Genomic DNA, 15923 nt, shown 5'->3' with positions numbered 1-15923 from the left:
GGTCACTGCCCATGTCCGACATCATCACTCCGGAGCTCGTCAGCCTCGACGCGCCCCTGGGCACCGACAAGCAGTCGGTGATCCGAGCCCTCGCCGAGCGCGTCGTCGCGCAGGGTCGCGCGACCAGCGCTCAAGAGCTGTTCGACGACGCCTGGGCGCGTGAGCAGAAGGACGAGACCGGCCTGCCCGGCGGGATCGGCATCCCGCACGCGCGCAGCGCCTCGGTTACCGAGCCGACTCTCGCGTTCGCCCGCCTCACCCCCGGCGTCGACTTCGGCGCCCCCGACGGACCCGCCGACATCGTCTTCCTCATCGCCGCGCCCGCCGGGGCGGACGAAGCGCACCTGGCGGTGCTCTCGCAGCTGGCCCGCAGCCTCATGAACGATCAGTTCATGTCGGGCCTGCGTTCGGCCTCGACCCCCGCCGACGCGGTGCGGATCATCACGGATGCCGTGAACCCGGCCCCCGCGCCGGCGGCGGCCGAGGCCCCCGCCGCGACCCGCGCTGAAGCACGCACCGCCACGGCGACGAAGACGAAGAAGATCGTCGCCGTCACCGCGTGTGCGACCGGCATCGCCCACACCTTCATGGCCGCCGACGCGCTCACCGCCGCCGGCGCCGAGACCGAGGGCGTCGAGCTCATCGTCGAGCCGCAGGGCTCGAGCGGCTACAAGGCCCTCCCGCAGAGCGTGATCGACGACGCCGACGCCGTGATCTTCGCGGTCGACGTCGACGTGCGCGAGCCCCAGCGCTTCGCGGGCAAGCCCGTCGTCCGCGCGGGCGTCAAGCGCGGCATCGAGCAGCCGAAGCAGCTCATCGCCGAGGCCCTCGCCGCGAGCGAGAACCCGAACGCCGCGCGCGTGCAGGGCGGTGCCGCCTCGGCATCCGCGTCCGACGCACCGGTCGCGCAGCAGTCGGTCGGTCGCCGCATCCAGCGTTGGCTGCTCACGGGTGTGAGCTACATGATCCCGTTCGTCGCCGGTGGCGGTCTGCTCATCGCGCTCGGCTTCCTCCTCGGCGGCTACCAGGTCACGAAGGATGCTGCGAACGTCATCATCCAGAACTCGCTGTGGGATCTCCCGACCGAGAACATCACCTCGCCGCTCGGGCCGATCGGGCAGTACCTGGGCTCCGTCGCCTTCATGATCGGTGCCACCTCGATGGGCTTCATCGTCGCCGTGCTCGCGGGCTTCATCGCCTACGCGATCGCCGACCGCCCCGGCATCGCCCCCGGATTCGTCGCGGGTGCTGTCGCCGTGCTGATGAACGCCGGCTTCATCGGCGGCATCATCGGCGGTCTGCTCGCCGGCTTCATCGCCTGGTGGCTCGGTCGCTTCGACGCCCCGCGCTGGCTGCGCGGACTCATGCCGGTCGTGATCGTGCCGTTCCTCGGCTCGATCTTCGCCTCGGGGCTGATGATCCTCTTCCTCGGTCGCCCGATCGCCGCCCTCATGGCCGCGCTGACCGACGGACTGAACTCGCTCGCTGCCAGCAGCGCCGGCGCGGTCGTGCTCGGTGTGATCCTCGGTCTCATGATGTGCTTCGACCTCGGTGGCCCCGTCAACAAGGTCGCCTACGTCTTCGCCACGACCGGCCTCGCCGCCGCGACCCAGACGAACACCGCGCCGTACCTCATCATGGCCGCGGTCATGGCTGCAGGCATGGTGCCCCCGCTCGCGATGGCGCTCGCGTCGACGCTGCTCGCCCGTCAGAAGTTCACCCCGGTCGAGCGCGAGAACGGCGCCGCCGCGTGGCTGCTCGGTGCCTCGTTCATCTCCGAAGGCGCGATCCCCTTCGCCGCGGCCGACCCGCTGCGCGTCATCCCCGCCTCGATGGTCGGCGGTGCGATCACGGGCGGTCTGAGCATGCTGCTGGGCGTCCAGTCGTTCGCTCCGCACGGCGGCATCTTCGTGTTCTTCGCGATCAACCCGTTCTGGGGTTTTGCCCTCGCAATCGTGGCGGGTACCGTCGTGACGGCGCTGATCGTCGTGGCCCTCAAGGGTCTCGGTCGCAGCACCAAGGACGCCGCCGTCGCCGAGGCCGCTCCCGCAGCCACGGTCGCCGCCTAATACCCCGTCGAATCGGAAGGATTCACCATGGCAGAACGTCAGGCCACCATCGCCAGCGCCTCGGGCCTCCACGCCCGCCCCGCGAAGCTCTTCGTCCAGGCCGTGCAGGAGAAGAAGATCCCCGTCACGATCGCAGCGAACGGCGGCGCCGACCTCAACGCCGGCAGCATCCTGTCGCTCATGGGTCTCGGAGCCGGTCACGGCACCGTCGTGACCCTCAAGGCCGAGGGCGAGGGCGCCGAGCAGGCGCTCGACGAGCTCGTCGCCCTCCTCGAGACCGATCTCGACGCGCAGTAAGCACAGTCACGCAGAACACCGGATGCCACGGGCCTGAGGCTCGTGGCATCCGGTGTTCTCGCGTTTCGGGGCTACCCTCGTGCCGGACTCCGGACCAGCCCGGGTTCAGCGCCGCACCCAAGACGGGTCACCCGCCGAGGGCCTCAGCCGCTCCGGAGTCCGGGACGACGCCGCGTCACACGTCGGTCGAGTCGCCCGGCTTCAGATCGACGAAGGACCCGCCGTTCTGCTCGACCGCCCACGTCAGTCGGCCGTCTCCCATCTGCTTCCCGGCGGCCGACAGTGTCATGTCGTGCGTGGCGAAGACGCGCTCGGGCTTGACGTCGAGGACGAAGTCGATCGCGTCGCCGATCTTCAGCCACGGTGCGCCGACGGGGGCGGCGAGCAGCGCCACCTTCTTGTGCTTTGGAACGGCGTACGAATCCCCGGGGTAGTACAGAGCGTCGTTCACGAGGACGCCGACGTTGTCGATCACCGGGATCGAGGCGTGGATGACGGCGTGCTCCCCACCGAAGAACTCGAGGTGGAAGGGCGCCAGGTCGAGCGTGTCCCCCGGGTGGACCACGCCGATGTCGAAACCGGCGGCCGCCTGCTTGACGCCCTCGGGTCCGTAGATCGGCGTTCCGGGGTGCGCCTCGAGGAGTCGATTCAGGTGGTCGGGCGTCCAGTGATCGGGGTGCTCGTGCGTCAGGACGATGCCGACGAGCCCCTCCAGGTTCTCGAGCGGTGAGGTGAAGCTCCCCGGATCGATGACGAGCGTGTGTCCCGACTCGGTGAGGACGAGAGCGGCGTGTTCGTGTTTGGTGACTCGCATGCGAGAAAGTCAACTCTTCGCCCCGGCGAGCGGCAAGCTCTGGTATCCCGACCTCGAGAGATGTACATATGCCTGTCCACGGATACGCGCGGGCGTCTTCCGCTCGCCGCGCGATGGCGGTACGGTGACCGGACACGCCCGAGATCCCCGGCGGTCCCGCCTCGATTTTGCGTGCGTGCTTTCATGGTGCATACTTGAACGGTTGCGACGCGGCCCCATCGTATAGCGGCCTAGTACGCCGCCCTCTCACGGCGGTAACGCGGGTTCGAATCCCGCTGGGGTCACCAACAACAAAAAGGCTCCGACCGAATGGTCGGGGCCTTTTTGTTGTTCGGGTGCCGCGGCTGGACGAGGAGCCGCATGAGCGGGTTGGGCCCCACCGCCCGGAGGCTCCGCGCGCCGCGTAGCGGCGCGTGGAGGGGGCGGAGGGAGAATCCCGCTGGGGTCACCAACAACAAAAAGGCTCCGACCGAATGGTCGGGGCCTTTTTGTTGTTCGGGTGCCGCGGCTGAACGAGGAGCCGCATGAGCGTCACACGTCCGCGTCGGTCGACCGGCGTCGCCGGGCCCGCCGGACGCCCCACACCACCGCGCCGATCACCGCGGCCACGGCGAGCCAGGGGAGAAGGAAACCCAGCCCGATCACGACGCCGTTCAGTGCCGCGACGAGGCCGTTCCACCCCGCGACGAGACCGTCGCCGAATCCCGCGGGATCGGCCGAGACGGTCGAGGCTGCGGGGAGGACCTGCACCGACAGTGACGACATCGCCACCTGGGATTCCAGCAGCGTCAGCTGCTGCCGGTCCGCGTCCAGCTGAGCCTGACGTTCGGCGAGAGCCGATTCCGCCGCGATGAGATCGCTCACCGAGGCCGCCTGCGCCATCAGCTCCGTCAGACGGGCGACGGATGCCTCGGCGGCGGCGACGCGTGCCCGAAGATCGACCGCCTGGTCGGTGACATCGCTGCGGTTCTCGCTCGACGCCGTCACGGTTCCGATGGCGGAAAGGCCGTCCATGACGCTCGTGAGCTTGTCGGCGGGGACGCGGACGGTGATCCACGCGGTCGCCGGATCACCGCTCGCACCCTGCGGTATCGCCTCTCCCTCGAACGGCACCGCGCCGGACGCGCCACCCACCTGCGAGGATTCGACGTAGCCGCCGACGGAGGTCGCGACATCCGAGATCCGGGTGACGGCGGTGCCGACGTCGCTCGCCTCGACCGTGGCCGATCCGTTCGCGACGATCTCACGGGTGGGAGCGTCAGGCACGACCTCGGTGGCCGATCCGTCGAGCGAGGGGGCATCGGCGACACTGCCCGCGGCCCCGGAGTACTGCTCCGTGAGGGCGCCCCCGCCCGCGGCGGACTGCTCGAACAGAGCGCGGCTGCCGCCGTTCATGACGGCGGGGCCGACGATGGCCGCGATCAGGACCACGCTGGCAGCCGCGGCGGTCCACCCGCCGATCCGGGAGCGACGCCGCCGGCGATCGGCACGGGTGGAGTCGCTGATGCGCGCGAAGATCACCCTCTCCATCGATTCGATCCGGTCCTCGTCGAGAGGGGGGAGTGTGGGGGTGTTCATGGGGTCTCCGTCTCCATTGCGGTGGCGCGCATCCGAGATCGGATGCGGGAGAGGCGATTGCGCACCGTGCCGTGGGTGACGCCCAGATGCTCTGCCGCAGCCTGGTAGCCGTAGCCCTCGGCGGCGCACAGGCGGAAGATCTCGCGATCCACCTCGCCGAGGCCGTCGACCTCGGCGAGGATCGCACGCACCGTTTCAGCGTCGACGACCTCCTGCTCGACGTCGACGCGCGCCGGCATCTCGGGGTCGAGGGCTGCGTGCGACCCGTGACGCGTCCGGGCGCGGAGGCGGTTCGCCGCCTGGAGTCGACAGACCGTGGCGAGCCACGGCAGGAGCGACGTCCCCTCGAGCGTCATACCGGGCAGCTTCTTCCACGCGACGACGAACGTGTCCTGCACGACATCGTCGGCGTCGCTGGGATTGCCGACCAGGCCGAGCGCCGTCCAGTACACGGGGCGGACGTACGCGCGATACAGCGATCGGAAGGCCATCTCGGACCCGCCCGCTGCGCGCGCGACGAGCGCCCTGTCGTCGATCACGTCGTCGGTCATCGGCATCCACTTCTCGTCGGGAGCGGCTCTGCGAGCACTCTCTCACTGAGAGGTGTCCGGGCGCGCGCGATCGTCTCACGGAGATACGCACGCAATGAGCAGTACGCGCACAAGCCGCCCGCCGCGCAGGGGACGGCCGATAGACTCGAGCGTTTCCCCCGAGAAAGGCCCGCGATGGAGCTGCAGCTGGACCCGCTCTTCCAGACGATCACCCTCGTGGTGCTCGTGCTGATCCTGGTCGCGGATCTGCTGATCATCCTCAAGCGCCCGCACATCCCCGCGGCGAAGGAATCGACCCTATGGGTCGTGTTCTACGTCACGCTCGCGCTCATCTTCGCCGGAGTGCTGTGGATCGTCGCCGGGGGAGAGGTCGCGGGGCAGTTCGTCGCCGGCTGGCTGACCGAGTACAGCCTCTCGATCGACAACCTGTTCGTCTTCGTGCTGATCATGGGGCAGTTCGCGGTGCCCCGGCGCTATCAGCAGGAGGTGCTGATGGTGGGCATCATCATCGCGCTGATCCTGCGCGGGGCGTTCATCCTCGTCGGCGCGACCATCATCGAGAACTTCAGTCCGATCTTCTACCTGTTCGGCGCGTTCCTCGTGTATACCGCGATCCGCCAGGCCTTCCCGGGCGACGACCATGACGACGACACGCAGAAAGAGAACCTGATCGTCCGGACGCTCCGCCGCGTCCTCCCGATGACGGACTCGTACGACGGCAAGAGAGTCATCACGCGTGTGGACGGCAAGAAGCTGTTCACACCCATGATCATCGTGTTCGTGGCGATCGGCGTGACCGATCTGCTGTTCGCGATCGACTCGATCCCCGCGATCTTCGGCATCACGCAGAGCCCGTTCATCGTCTTCACCGCCAACCTCTTCGCCCTGATGGGGCTGCGTCAGCTGTACTTCCTGCTCGGCGACCTGCTCGATCGCCTCAAGTACCTCCACTACGGCATCGCGTTCATCCTGGCGTTCATCGGCGTGAAGCTCGTCTTCCACGCCATGCACGTCAACGAACTGTCGTTCCTCAACGGCGGTGAGCCCATCGAGTGGGCTCCGGAGATCTCGACGTGGGTTTCCCTCGCCGTGATCGTGGTGTCGATGGCCGTCGCGACGATCGCGAGCCTCATCGCCGCGCGGCGTCAGCCGGCCGTGGCGGACGGACCTCGACACACCCCGGGGTGAGCGGGAGGCGGCGTGACGAGGCGTGTCCCACAATGTGCGATAACAGACGGTGGTTTCTGCACAAAGTGGGACATGCCCCGGAGGTGAGCGGGACTGGGCGCCGAGCGCGCGGCATCCGGGACTAGAACGCCCGCAGGTTCGCCCGCAGACCCCCGTCGACGTACTCCTCGCGGAGGATGCCGCGACGGCGCAGGATCGGCACCAGGTCGTCGAGCAGGCGGTGGACGGTGACCGGGTGGAGGTCGCCCCACAGCAGCACGCCGTCGTTGCCCCACTCGCCGAGCTCCTCGATGCGGTCGGCGAACTCGTCCGCGGTCCCGACGAAGCCGGAACCGTCGTTCAAACGGCCGAGGCGCGCGTGGGCGGCCAGGATCGTCCGCAGCGGCGCGTCGGCGTCGCGCTTCCCGACGAGTCGTTTGATGCTGCCCTCCGACACGTGCTCGCCGAAGATCGAGCGGTCGAGAGGTCTGTCGAGGTCGAGACCGGTCAGATCCGTCTCGAGGTCGCTGGACTGCTTGCGCGCGATCGAGATCAACGCCTCCTCGGACGGATTCGCGGATGCCGCGACCAATCGGTCGGCCTCCTCCGGCGACGACACCAGTACAGGCTGGATCGCGAAAAGGATCTTGATGTCGGCGGCGTCGCGCCCCGCTGCCTCCGCCGCGGCGTGGATGCGTCCGCGGTAGGCCCGGATGCTTGCCTCGTCGAGCGGGGCGAGCGCCAACTGCACGTCCGAATTGTGTCCCGCGAACGCCAGCCCGCGCCCCGAGCCGCCCGGTGAGACGATCGCCGGCTCGCCGTCGGTGAAGGGGATGGCGTTGAGCGGTCCGTCGAAGCCGAAGTACTCACCGCGGTGGCGCGTGGCATCCAATCTCGTCCCGTCGGCGTAGACGCCTGACTCCTCGTCGACGACGAGCGCTCCCTCGCCCCAGCTCCGCCACAGCTGACGGATGCCGTCGAGCCACTCCTCGGCCCGGTCGTAGGCCGCGTCGTGTCCGAGCTGCGGGGCCGTGGAGAAGTGGCGCGCACTGCCGGTGTCGGTGACGACGTTGAGTCCCAGGCGGTGCCCGCTCAGGTGTTGCAGCGTCGCGAACTGCCGGGCCGCGGTGTACGGCAGATACGCAGCGGGGTTCACCGTCGGCACCACGCCGAGGTGCCGCGTCGCGGCGAAGAGGTAGGGGGCGAGCAGGAGCGGATCGTGCTTCGGCCCGCCGAAGGCGTGGCGCACGCGCAGGTCGATCGTCTCCGCACTTCCGAGCGAGGGTGCGTCCTCGATGATGAGAAGGTCGAAGCCCGCCTGCTCGAGGGTTCGCGCCGAGTCCTGGTACAGACCCGGCTCCGTCCAGCGGTGATTCCAGCGGAGGTAGGGATGGCCCCAGCCGTGAGGGCCGAAGCCGCGCGCCAGGAACCACCCGAAGTGCTGCAGACGGCTCACAGGACGACCGTTTCGCGCTCGGCGACGGGCACTCCCACGAGCGCCTGCTCGAGATCGGCGAGGAGGTCGTCGACGTCTTCGATGCCGACGGAGAGGCGGATCGTGCCGGGGAAGACGCCCGCGCGCTCGCGCTCCTCGACCGTGCGCGCCGAGTGCGACGTGCTCTGCGGGTGCAGCACGAGCGAGCGCACGTCGCCGAGGTGGGTCATGTGCGTGATGAGCTTCACCGACTGCACGACGTGGCGCGCGGCTTCGAGTCCGCCGCGCAGGGTCACGGTGAAGACCGAGCCGGTGCCTCGCGTGAGGTACCGCGCACCGAGACCGTGATGCGGGTGGGATGCGAGACCGACGTGGTCGACGCGCTCGACCTCGGGGCGGTTCTCGAGCCACTGTGCGATCGCCAGAGCGTTCTGCGACTGCCTCTCGACGCGCAGGCTCAGCGTCTCGATGCCCTGCCCGATCAGGAAGGCGTTCAGTGGCGACGGCGCGGGCCCGAAGCGCGGGGCCACGCTCTCGCGGATGTACGCGCCGCGTGCGCGGGCGCCGTACTTCTCGGCATAGCTCGCCCCGCCGAGGCGGTCGGCGTGGACGAGGTGCGGGAAGAGATGACCGGATGCCGCGGCGTCGAAGCGTCCGTCATCGACGATCACGCCCCCGAGCACGGCTCCCTGTCCGGCCAGGAACTTGCTCGCGGAGTGCACGACGATCGCCGCGCCGTGCTCGATCGGACGCAGGAGGTAGGGGGTCGTGAAGGTGCTGTCGACCACGAGCGGGATGCCGTGCTCCCGCCCGATCGCGGAGACGGCGGCGATGTCGAGCACGTCGTTGCGGGCGTTGGAGAGGGTCTCGGCGAAGAGCGCCTTCGTGCGCGGGGTGATGGCATCCCGCCACGCGTCGAGATCGGAGGTGTCGACGAACGTCGTCTCGATGCCGAGCCGCGCGAGGTTGTCGAGGAGCAGACCGCGTGTGCCCTCGTAGATGTGCTCGGAGACCACGATGTGATCGCCCGCCCCGGCCAGGGCGAGGAGGGCGACGGTCACGGCGGCTTGTCCGCTCGAGACGAGGACCGCCTGATCGCCGCCCTCGAGGGAGGCGAGGCGGTTCTCCACGGCCTGCACGGTGGGGTTGCCCGTGCGCGTGTACCCGAAGCCCGCGCCGGTGCCGAAGTGCTCGGCGGACTCGTCGAGGTCGGTGAACGTGAAGCCGGCGGTGAGGTAGATCGGCAGAGCGCGCGGCGAGGCGGGTACGGTCGTGGCGCCCACGTGCACCTGTCGGGTCGAGAATCCGGGCTCTGCGTTCGCGGCCATGCGGCACGCTCCTTCCTGCGGCGTTCCAGAAGGCTCGCACGAGGGGTTCCGCGACGCCCAAACGTGCGGCGTCGTGTTACGTCGATCGGTACCCGGCGGAGCGCGGTGCGAGAGCCGAGGGGGAGGAGAGCCGGTGGTATCGTGACCAGGTGCGGATCGTCGGCCTCCTCCTTAGCGGCCGCGACGAGACCTTGTTCTAGGCCTTTCTCGTCGCGGAGTTCGTCGCGGGCCTCACACCCCTCCCGAGGAGAAACGCAAACCATGAGCACGATTCCCGAGAACCCTCGCACCCTGGCCGAGAAGGTCTGGGACGACCACCTCGTCGTGAAGGGCGAGAACGGTCAGCCCGACCTCATCTACATCGACCTGCACCTCGTGCACGAGGTCACGAGCCCCCAGGCGTTCGACGGCCTGCGCGCCGAGGGCCGCCCGGTCCGCCGTCTCGACCTCACGATCGCGACGGAAGACCACAACACCCCGACGCTCGACATCGACAAGCCGATCGCCGACCTCACCAGCCGCACCCAGATCGAGACGCTGCGCCGCAACGCTGACGAGTTCGGTGTCCGCATCCACTCGCTCGGCGACAAGGAGCAGGGCATCGTCCACGTCGTGGGGCCGCAGCTGGGTCTGACGATGCCGGGCATCACGGTCGTCTGCGGCGACTCGCACACCTCGACCCACGGTGCGTTCGGCGCGATGGCGTTCGGCATCGGCACCAGCGAGGTCGAGCACGTGCTCGCGACGCAGACCCTGCCGCTCAAGCCCTTCAAGACGATGGCGATCACGGTCGAGGGCGAACTGAAGCCCGGCGTGACGGCGAAGGACATCATCCTCGCGATCATCGCCAAGATCGGTGCCAACGGCGGCCAGGGCTACGTGCTCGAGTTCCGCGGCAGCGCGATCCGCTCCCTCTCGATGGAGGGGCGCATGACGATGTGCAACATGTCGATCGAGGCGGGCGCGCGCGCCGGCATGATCGCCCCCGACGAGACGACCTTCGCGTACGTCAAGGACAAGCCGCACGCCCCGCAGGGGCAGGACTGGGACGACGCCGTCGCCTACTGGCGTACGCTCCCGAGCGACGAGGGCGCCGTTTACGACGCCGAGGTCTTCCTCGACGCGAACGAGCTCGAGCCCTTCGTCACCTGGGGCACCAACCCGGGCCAGGGCGTGTCGCTGTCGGACGTCGTGCCCACCCCGGCCGACATCAGCGACCCCAACGAGCGCGCCGCCGCGGAGCGGGCGCTCGAGTACATGGATCTCGCGGCCGGCACCCCGATGAAGGACATCCCGGTGGATGCCGTGTTCATGGGCTCGTGCACCAACAGCCGCATCGAAGACCTGCGTGCCTTCGCCTCCGTCATCCAGGGGCGCACCAAGGCCGAGAACGTCCGCGTCATGGTCGTCCCGGGCTCGGCGCGCGTGCGCCTGGAGGCCGAGGCCGAGGGGCTCGATAAGGTGTTCACCGACTTCGGAGCCGAATGGCGCTTCGCCGGGTGCTCGATGTGCCTGGGTATGAACCCTGATCAGCTGGCGCCGGGGGAGCGTTGCGCTTCCACGTCGAACCGCAACTTCGAGGGCCGGCAGGGCAAGGGCGGGCGTACGCACCTCGTGTCGCCGCTGGTCGCCGCGGCCACCGCCGTGCGCGGGACGCTGTCGAGCCCCGCCGACCTGGAGCCGCTCCCCGCGGCCATCGTTTCGACCGGGGCGGAGGCCTGACATGGAGAAGTTCACCACGCACACCGGTGTCGCCGCGCCTTTGAAGCGGTCCGCGGTCGACACGGATCAGATCATCCCCGCCGTCTTCCTCAAGCGGGTCACCAAGACGGGCTTCGACGACGCACTGTTCGCGAACTGGCGCCAGGATCCGGAGTTCATCCTGAACCAGGACGCCTACCGCTCGGCATCCATCCTCGTCGCAGGTCCCGACTTCGGTACCGGGTCGAGCCGCGAGCACGCGGTGTGGGCGCTGCGCGACTACGGCTTCCAGGTGGTCCTGAGCCCGAAGTTCGCCGACATCTTCCGCGGCAATTCGGGCAAGCAGGGCCTGGTCACGGGCGTGATCACGGAAGACGAGGTCGAGCAGATCTGGGCGGTTCTCGAGGCGAATCCCGGCATCGAGATGACCGTCGATCTGCAGGCCAAGACCGCCACGGTCGGCGACCTCCAGGTCTCGTTCGACATCGACGATTACACTAGGTGGCGGCTTCTCGAAGGGCTCGACGACATCGGGCTCACGCTGCGTGACGAAGACAAGATCACGCAGTTCGAGGCGCGCCGCGAGGCATGGCGGCCGCGGACCCTTCCGGTCCGCTGAGCCCGATCGACCCGATCGGGTCGATTCGCCGCCCCTCGTCCACGAAGTGAGGTCCACCCCCCTATGAGCACACTCGTCAGCGACACCGGAGAGCACCCCATCGGGCAGCCGGATTGGGAGGCGGCAGAGACCCTCACCATCCGCGGCGGTCGTCCGCTGCGGGGAACCGTCGAGGTCAAGGGGGCGAAGAACCTCGTCACCAAGGCGATGGTGGCGGCACTCCTCGGCGACACCACCAGCACGCTCCGCGACGTCCCCATGATCAGCGATGTGAAGGTCGTGCGTTCGCTCCTCGAGGTGCACGGCGTCACCGTGACCGAGGGCGAGGAGGAGGGAACCCTCCACCTCGACCCCTCGGGCGCGGTCGCCGCGCATTTCGAGGAGATCGACGCGCACGCGGGAGCTTCGCGCATCCCGATCCTGTTCTGCGGTCCTCTGCTGCACCTCCTCGGCGAGGCGCTCATCCCCGATCTGGGCGGATGCCGCATCGGCGACCGTCCGATCAACTTCCACATGGACGCGCTCCGCGCCTTCGGCGCCGTGGTCGACAAGAGCTATGAGGGGATCCGCATCACGGCCCCGAACGGCCTGCACGGCGCGAACATCACGCTCCCGTACCCGAGCGTCGGCGCGACCGAGCAGGTGCTCCTCACCGCGGTCCGCGCGAAGGGCGTGACCGAGCTGCGCAACGCCGCCATCGAGCCTGAGATCATGGATCTCATCGCGGTGCTGCAGAAGATGGGCGCGATCATCTCGTACGAGCCCAACCGCGTCATCTTCATCGAGGGCGTCGACAAGCTCGTCGGATACGACCACCGCGCGATCTTCGACCGCAACGAGGCGGCCTCGTGGGCGTGTGCGGCCCTCGCCACCGACGGTGAGATCTTCGCCAAGGGCGCTCGCCAGCAGGACATGCTGACGTTCCTCAACGTCTTCCGCAAGGCCGGCGGCTGGTTCGACGTGCGTGAGGACGGCATCCTGTTCCGTCGCGGCGACGCCCTCAAGCCCGTCATGGTCGAGACCGACGTGCACCCCGGCTTCATGACCGACTGGCAGCAGCCCCTGATCGTCGCGCTCACCCAGGCGCCGGGCACCTCGACGGTCCACGAGACCGTGTACGAGAACCGCCTCGGCTTCACGGCCGCGCTGAACAAGATGGGTGCCGACATCGTCGTGCACCCGAAGGGCATCGCGAGCCCCGACCGCCGTGTTCCGCGCCGTGACCTCGAACAGGCCGCCGTCATCAACGGCCCGACGCCGCTGCACGGCGCCGACGTCGAGGTTCCCGATCTGCGTGGCGGCTACAGCTATGTCATCGCCGCGCTGGCGGCCGAGGGGGAGTCGACGGTGCGCAACATCGGCATCATCCGCCGCGGTTACGAGAAGTTCCTCGAGAAGCTGACCGCTCTCGACGCCGACTTCTCCGTCGTGGGCTGACGCCGGTGGCCTCGAACCCCGAGAAGAGCCGGCCGAGCGCCTTCTGGCCGCTCGCGGCGATCATCGTCCCCGTCACGGGTCTCTTCGCCCGGATCGAGATCCGCGGTGCGGAGAACCTTCCTCGCGAGGGCGCGTACGTGCTCGCGCCGAACCACAACTCGGAGTTCGACCCGGTGACCGTCGCCGTGGCCGTGTGGCGCCTCGGTCGTGCGCCGCGGTTCATGGCGAAGGAGAGCCTGTTCAAGGTCCCCGTCCTGGGTGCCGCGCTGCGGGCGACCGGCATGGTCCCCGTGCCGCGGACGTCCACGAGCGCGAACCAGTCCATGAAGGCCGCGCAGCAGATCGCCACGGACGGGCGCGGCGTCATCGTCTACCCCGAGGGGACGCTCACGCGCGACCCCGACCTGTGGCCGATGCGCGGCAAGACGGGCGCCGTCCGGCTCGCCCTCGCCGGCGACCTTCCCCTCATCCCCATGGCGCAGTGGGGAGTTCAGCAGATCCTCCCGCGCTACGGCAAGCTCAAGTTCCCCCGCCGCTCGCACGTGATCGTGGAGTTCGGCCCCGCGATGGATCTGTCGGAGTACGCGGGCTCGACCTCGCCAGCCGTGCTCACGAGCGCGACCGACGCGCTCATGGGACGCATCTCGCAGATGCTCTCCGGCATCCGAGGTCTTCCGGCTCCGGTGGAGCGCTGGAACCCGTCGCAGCACGGGCAGAACGAGACGGGGCGCCTTGAGTCGTAAGAACGCCGCGCCCGTCGCCGGTCCCAAGGTCGCCGTCATCGGCGCCGGAAGCTGGGGCACGACGTTCGGGAAGATCCTCGCCGACGGCGGGGCGTCCGTCGTCATGTGGGCACGCCGTCCCGAACTGGCGGCCGAGATCACCGAGTCCAAGCGCAACAGTCGCTATCTCTCCGGCATCAACCTGCCGCGCACCATGACGGCGACCACCGACCTGGCCGAGGCGATCCGCGGCGCCGAGCAGATCTACCTCTCGGTGCCGAGCCAGTCGCTGCGCGAGAACCTCGCCGCGATCAAGCCGTTCGTCGAGCACACCGACGTGCCGATCGTCTCGCTCATGAAGGGCGTCGAGAAGTCGACCGGCCTGCGCATGAGCCAGGTCATCGAGCAGGTGCTCGCGTGCGACCCGGCGCGCATCGCCGTGGCATCCGGGCCCAATCTCGCGCTCGAGATCGCACGGGAGCAGCCGACCGCGGCCGTCATCAGCTCGCTGAGCCCCGAAACGGCCGAGGCGGTCGCTCGACGCGCACGCAACCGCTACTTCCGGTCGTTCGTGAACACCGACGTCATCGGCACCGAGTTCGGCGGCGTCCTGAAGAACCTCATCGCGGTGGCGATCGGCATCGTCGACGGCGTGGGATACGGCGAGAACACGAAGGCCTCGATCATCACGCGTGGACTCGTCGAGATGACCGACTTCGCGGTCGCGCAGGGCGCGCAGCCCGAGACGCTGCAGGGCCTGGCGGGCCTCGGCGACCTCATCGCAACGTGCCAGTCCCCGCTCAGCCGCAACAACACGGCGGGGCGTCTGCTCGGCCAGGGCTACGGATACAAAGAGGTGGTCGCTCAGATGCAGCAGACCGCCGAGGGCCTGGCATCCGTCGCTCCCGTTCTTCAGCTCGCGAAGCAGGTCGGTGTCGACATGCCCATCGTGCAGCAGGTGAAGATGGTGCTCGACGGCACCATGGACCCGCGGGACATCGCGCCCCACCTGACGACCGACGACGACCAGCCGCAGGGCGAGAGGACGCGAAATGACCAAACCGGTGGTGGTGGTGCTCTTCGGCGGGCGCTCCAGCGAGCATTCGATCAGTTCCGCCACGGCGGGCGGGGTGCTTCGCGCGATCGATCGTGACCGCTTCCGGGTGATCCCGGTCGGCATCACCCGCGACGGGGCCTTCGTGCTCGAAGACGACGATCCGGCGAAGTTCGCCCTCATCCCCGAGGCGCTGCCCGAGGTTGTCGACAACGGCACGCGCGTAAGGCTGCCGGACTCGACGCTGTCGAGGGAGTGGACCGTGACGGATGCCGAGGGCACCCGGTCGCTCGGGAACGTCGATGTCGTGCTGCCGATCCTGCACGGCCGCTTCGGCGAAGACGGAACGGTGCAGGGCCTTCTCGAACTGCTCGACATCCCGTACGCGGGCGGCGGCGTGCTCATGTCGGCGATCGGCATGAACAAGCACGTGACGAAACAGGTGCTGCGGGCCGCGCACGTGCCGGTGGTGCCCTGGGTGGCTGTCACGCGGGCCGACCTCGCTCACGACCGGCAGATGTGGGAGCGCCGCATGCGCGCCCTCGACCTGCCCGTCTTCGTCAAGCCCAATGAGGCCGGCTCCAGCGTCGGTGTGACCAAGGTGTCGCGCTGGGAAGACCTGGATGCCGCCCTCGACACCGCCTTCGCCGAGGACCGCCTCGTGCTCGTGGAGCAGGCGATCGTCGGGCGCGAGCTCGAGTGCGGCGTCCTGCCCGGGCGCGACGGGGGACCGGTGCGGGTGTCGGTGGCGGGCGAGATCGTGGTCACGGGCCGCGAGTTCTACGACTTCGAGGCCAAGTACCTCGATGCGCCGGGCGTCGACCTGGTCTGTCCAGCGGACCTGCGTGACGGCGAACTCGCCGAGATGCAGCGCATCGCCGCGCAGGCGTTCGAGGCCATCGGCGGCCAGGGCCTGGCGCGCGTCGACTTCTTCTACACGGGCACCGAGTTCTTCGTGAACGAGGTGAACACCATGCCCGGGTTCACCCCGATCTCGATGTTCCCGACGTGCTGGATCGCTTCCGGCCTGAGCTACCCCGATCTGATCAGCGACCTGCTCGACGCGGCGCTCGAGAAGGCCTGACGCGCCCTCGGGCGGGCGACCGCGCGGGCCGCGGGTGGCTACGGGGTCGGGGTGGGGGCGGGCGTCG

14 protein-coding genes and 1 tRNA gene are annotated in these 15923 nt (G+C 69.1%); 10 read left to right on the top strand and 5 right to left on the bottom strand.

Annotation, left to right across the window (positions count from 1 at the left end):
• Positions 1 to 11 precede the first annotated feature (11 nt).
• Both NS283_RS05490 and NS283_RS05485 read left to right on the top strand, forming a co-directional pair.
• Positions 12 to 2069, top strand: coding sequence for a PTS fructose transporter subunit IIABC (locus tag NS283_RS05490; RefSeq protein WP_058595875.1), 2058 nt, complete (start codon positions 12 to 14; stop codon positions 2067 to 2069).
• Positions 2070 to 2096: 27 nt separating this feature from the next.
• Positions 2097 to 2366 carry an HPr family phosphocarrier protein gene (locus NS283_RS05485; protein ID WP_058595874.1) on the top strand — a complete coding sequence of 90 codons (270 nt, stop codon included), beginning with the start codon at positions 2097 to 2099 and terminating at the stop codon, positions 2364 to 2366.
• A 175-nt stretch (positions 2367 to 2541) separates the two neighbouring features.
• Here NS283_RS05485 and NS283_RS05480 read toward each other — a convergent pair whose 3' ends face one another.
• Positions 2542 to 3180 carry an MBL fold metallo-hydrolase gene (locus tag NS283_RS05480; RefSeq protein WP_058595873.1) on the bottom strand — a complete coding sequence of 213 codons (639 nt, stop codon included), beginning with the start codon at positions 3178 to 3180 and terminating at the stop codon, positions 2542 to 2544.
• A gap of 211 nt (positions 3181 to 3391) precedes the next feature.
• On the opposite strand from NS283_RS05480, the gene NS283_RS05475 reads away from it, so the two are divergent.
• Positions 3392 to 3467, top strand: a tRNA-Glu gene (locus tag NS283_RS05475).
• Between the two features lie 244 nt (positions 3468 to 3711).
• Here NS283_RS05475 and NS283_RS05470 read toward each other — a convergent pair.
• Both NS283_RS05470 and NS283_RS05465 read right to left on the bottom strand, forming a co-directional pair.
• Entirely contained in the window at positions 3712 to 4758 is a 1047-nt protein-coding gene (locus NS283_RS05470; protein WP_058595872.1) for a DUF4349 domain-containing protein, read from the bottom strand.
• Positions 4755 to 5309 carry an RNA polymerase sigma factor gene (locus NS283_RS05465; RefSeq protein WP_058595922.1) on the bottom strand — a complete coding sequence of 185 codons (555 nt, stop codon included), beginning with the start codon at positions 5307 to 5309 and terminating at the stop codon, positions 4755 to 4757. The genes NS283_RS05470 and NS283_RS05465 overlap by 4 nt, the downstream gene beginning before the upstream one ends.
• Before the next feature lie 174 nt (positions 5310 to 5483).
• On the opposite strand from NS283_RS05465, the gene NS283_RS05460 reads away from it, so the two are divergent.
• Complete coding sequence (locus NS283_RS05460) at positions 5484 to 6497, top strand: TerC family protein (protein ID WP_058595871.1); 1014 nt, start codon at positions 5484 to 5486, stop codon at positions 6495 to 6497.
• Between the two features lie 121 nt (positions 6498 to 6618).
• Here NS283_RS05460 and NS283_RS05455 read toward each other — a convergent pair whose 3' ends face one another.
• Positions 6619 to 7932, bottom strand: a complete 1314-nt coding sequence (locus tag NS283_RS05455; protein WP_058595870.1) for an LLM class flavin-dependent oxidoreductase — start codon at positions 7930 to 7932, stop codon at positions 6619 to 6621.
• Positions 7929 to 9239 carry an O-acetylhomoserine aminocarboxypropyltransferase/cysteine synthase family protein gene (locus NS283_RS05450; protein WP_058595869.1) on the bottom strand — a complete coding sequence of 437 codons (1311 nt, stop codon included), beginning with the start codon at positions 9237 to 9239 and terminating at the stop codon, positions 7929 to 7931. The genes NS283_RS05455 and NS283_RS05450 overlap by 4 nt, the downstream gene beginning before the upstream one ends.
• Positions 9240 to 9500: 261 nt before the next feature.
• Between NS283_RS05450 and leuC the strand changes: the two genes are divergently transcribed.
• The 6 genes from leuC to NS283_RS05420 all read left to right on the top strand — a co-directional run bounded on the left by leuC (position 9501) and on the right by NS283_RS05420 (position 15856).
• Positions 9501 to 10961 carry a 3-isopropylmalate dehydratase large subunit gene (leuC, locus tag NS283_RS05445; protein ID WP_058595868.1) on the top strand — a complete coding sequence of 487 codons (1461 nt, stop codon included), beginning with the start codon at positions 9501 to 9503 and terminating at the stop codon, positions 10959 to 10961.
• 1 nt (position 10962) lies between these two features.
• Positions 10963 to 11559, top strand: coding sequence for a 3-isopropylmalate dehydratase small subunit (leuD, locus tag NS283_RS05440; RefSeq protein ID WP_058595867.1), 597 nt, complete (start codon positions 10963 to 10965; stop codon positions 11557 to 11559).
• Positions 11560 to 11622: 63 nt separating this feature from the next.
• Complete coding sequence (murA, locus tag NS283_RS05435; protein WP_058595866.1) at positions 11623 to 12996, top strand: UDP-N-acetylglucosamine 1-carboxyvinyltransferase; 1374 nt, start codon at positions 11623 to 11625, stop codon at positions 12994 to 12996.
• Between the two features lie 5 nt (positions 12997 to 13001).
• Entirely contained in the window at positions 13002 to 13739 is a 738-nt protein-coding gene (locus tag NS283_RS05430) for a lysophospholipid acyltransferase family protein (protein WP_153003288.1), read from the top strand.
• Positions 13729 to 14871: an NAD(P)H-dependent glycerol-3-phosphate dehydrogenase gene (locus tag NS283_RS05425; RefSeq protein WP_058595864.1), complete on the top strand. Its 1143-nt coding sequence runs from the start codon at positions 13729 to 13731 to the stop codon at positions 14869 to 14871. Before NS283_RS05430 ends, NS283_RS05425 begins: the two co-directional genes overlap by 11 nt.
• On the top strand, positions 14771 to 15856 hold the full coding sequence (locus NS283_RS05420; protein ID WP_081317274.1) for a D-alanine--D-alanine ligase family protein: 1086 nt from the start codon (positions 14771 to 14773) through the stop codon (positions 15854 to 15856). The genes NS283_RS05425 and NS283_RS05420 overlap by 101 nt, the downstream gene beginning before the upstream one ends.
• Positions 15857 to 15923: the final 67 nt, after the last annotated feature.

The sequence above is a fragment of the Microbacterium testaceum genome (assembly GCF_001476285.1).
GTDB lineage: Bacteria > Actinomycetota > Actinomycetes > Actinomycetales > Microbacteriaceae > Microbacterium > Microbacterium testaceum_B.
Note: the sequence above shows the minus strand (reverse complement) of the source record. Positions and strands in the feature narration are given on the sequence as shown.

Bases quoted from the DNA above. Each gene is read 5' to 3' on its own strand.
- NS283_RS05490 (WP_058595875.1), top strand. From the start codon at position 12: ATGTCCGACATCATCACTCCGGAGCTCGTCAGCCTCGACGCGCCCCTG.
- NS283_RS05485 (WP_058595874.1), top strand. From the start codon at position 2,097: ATGGCAGAACGTCAGGCCACCATCGCCAGCGCCTCGGGCCTCCACGCC.
- NS283_RS05480 (WP_058595873.1), bottom strand. From the start codon at position 3,180: ATGCGAGTCACCAAACACGAACACGCCGCTCTCGTCCTCACCGAGTCG.
- NS283_RS05470 (WP_058595872.1), bottom strand. From the start codon at position 4,758: ATGAACACCCCCACACTCCCCCCTCTCGACGAGGACCGGATCGAATCG.
- NS283_RS05465 (WP_058595922.1), bottom strand. From the start codon at position 5,309: ATGACCGACGACGTGATCGACGACAGGGCGCTCGTCGCGCGCGCAGCG.
- NS283_RS05460 (WP_058595871.1), top strand. From the start codon at position 5,484: ATGGAGCTGCAGCTGGACCCGCTCTTCCAGACGATCACCCTCGTGGTG.
- NS283_RS05450 (WP_058595869.1), bottom strand. From the start codon at position 9,239: ATGGCCGCGAACGCAGAGCCCGGATTCTCGACCCGACAGGTGCACGTG.
- leuC (WP_058595868.1), top strand. From the start codon at position 9,501: ATGAGCACGATTCCCGAGAACCCTCGCACCCTGGCCGAGAAGGTCTGG.
- leuD (WP_058595867.1), top strand. From the start codon at position 10,963: ATGGAGAAGTTCACCACGCACACCGGTGTCGCCGCGCCTTTGAAGCGG.
- murA (WP_058595866.1), top strand. From the start codon at position 11,623: ATGAGCACACTCGTCAGCGACACCGGAGAGCACCCCATCGGGCAGCCG.
- NS283_RS05420 (WP_081317274.1), top strand. From the start codon at position 14,771: ATGACCAAACCGGTGGTGGTGGTGCTCTTCGGCGGGCGCTCCAGCGAG.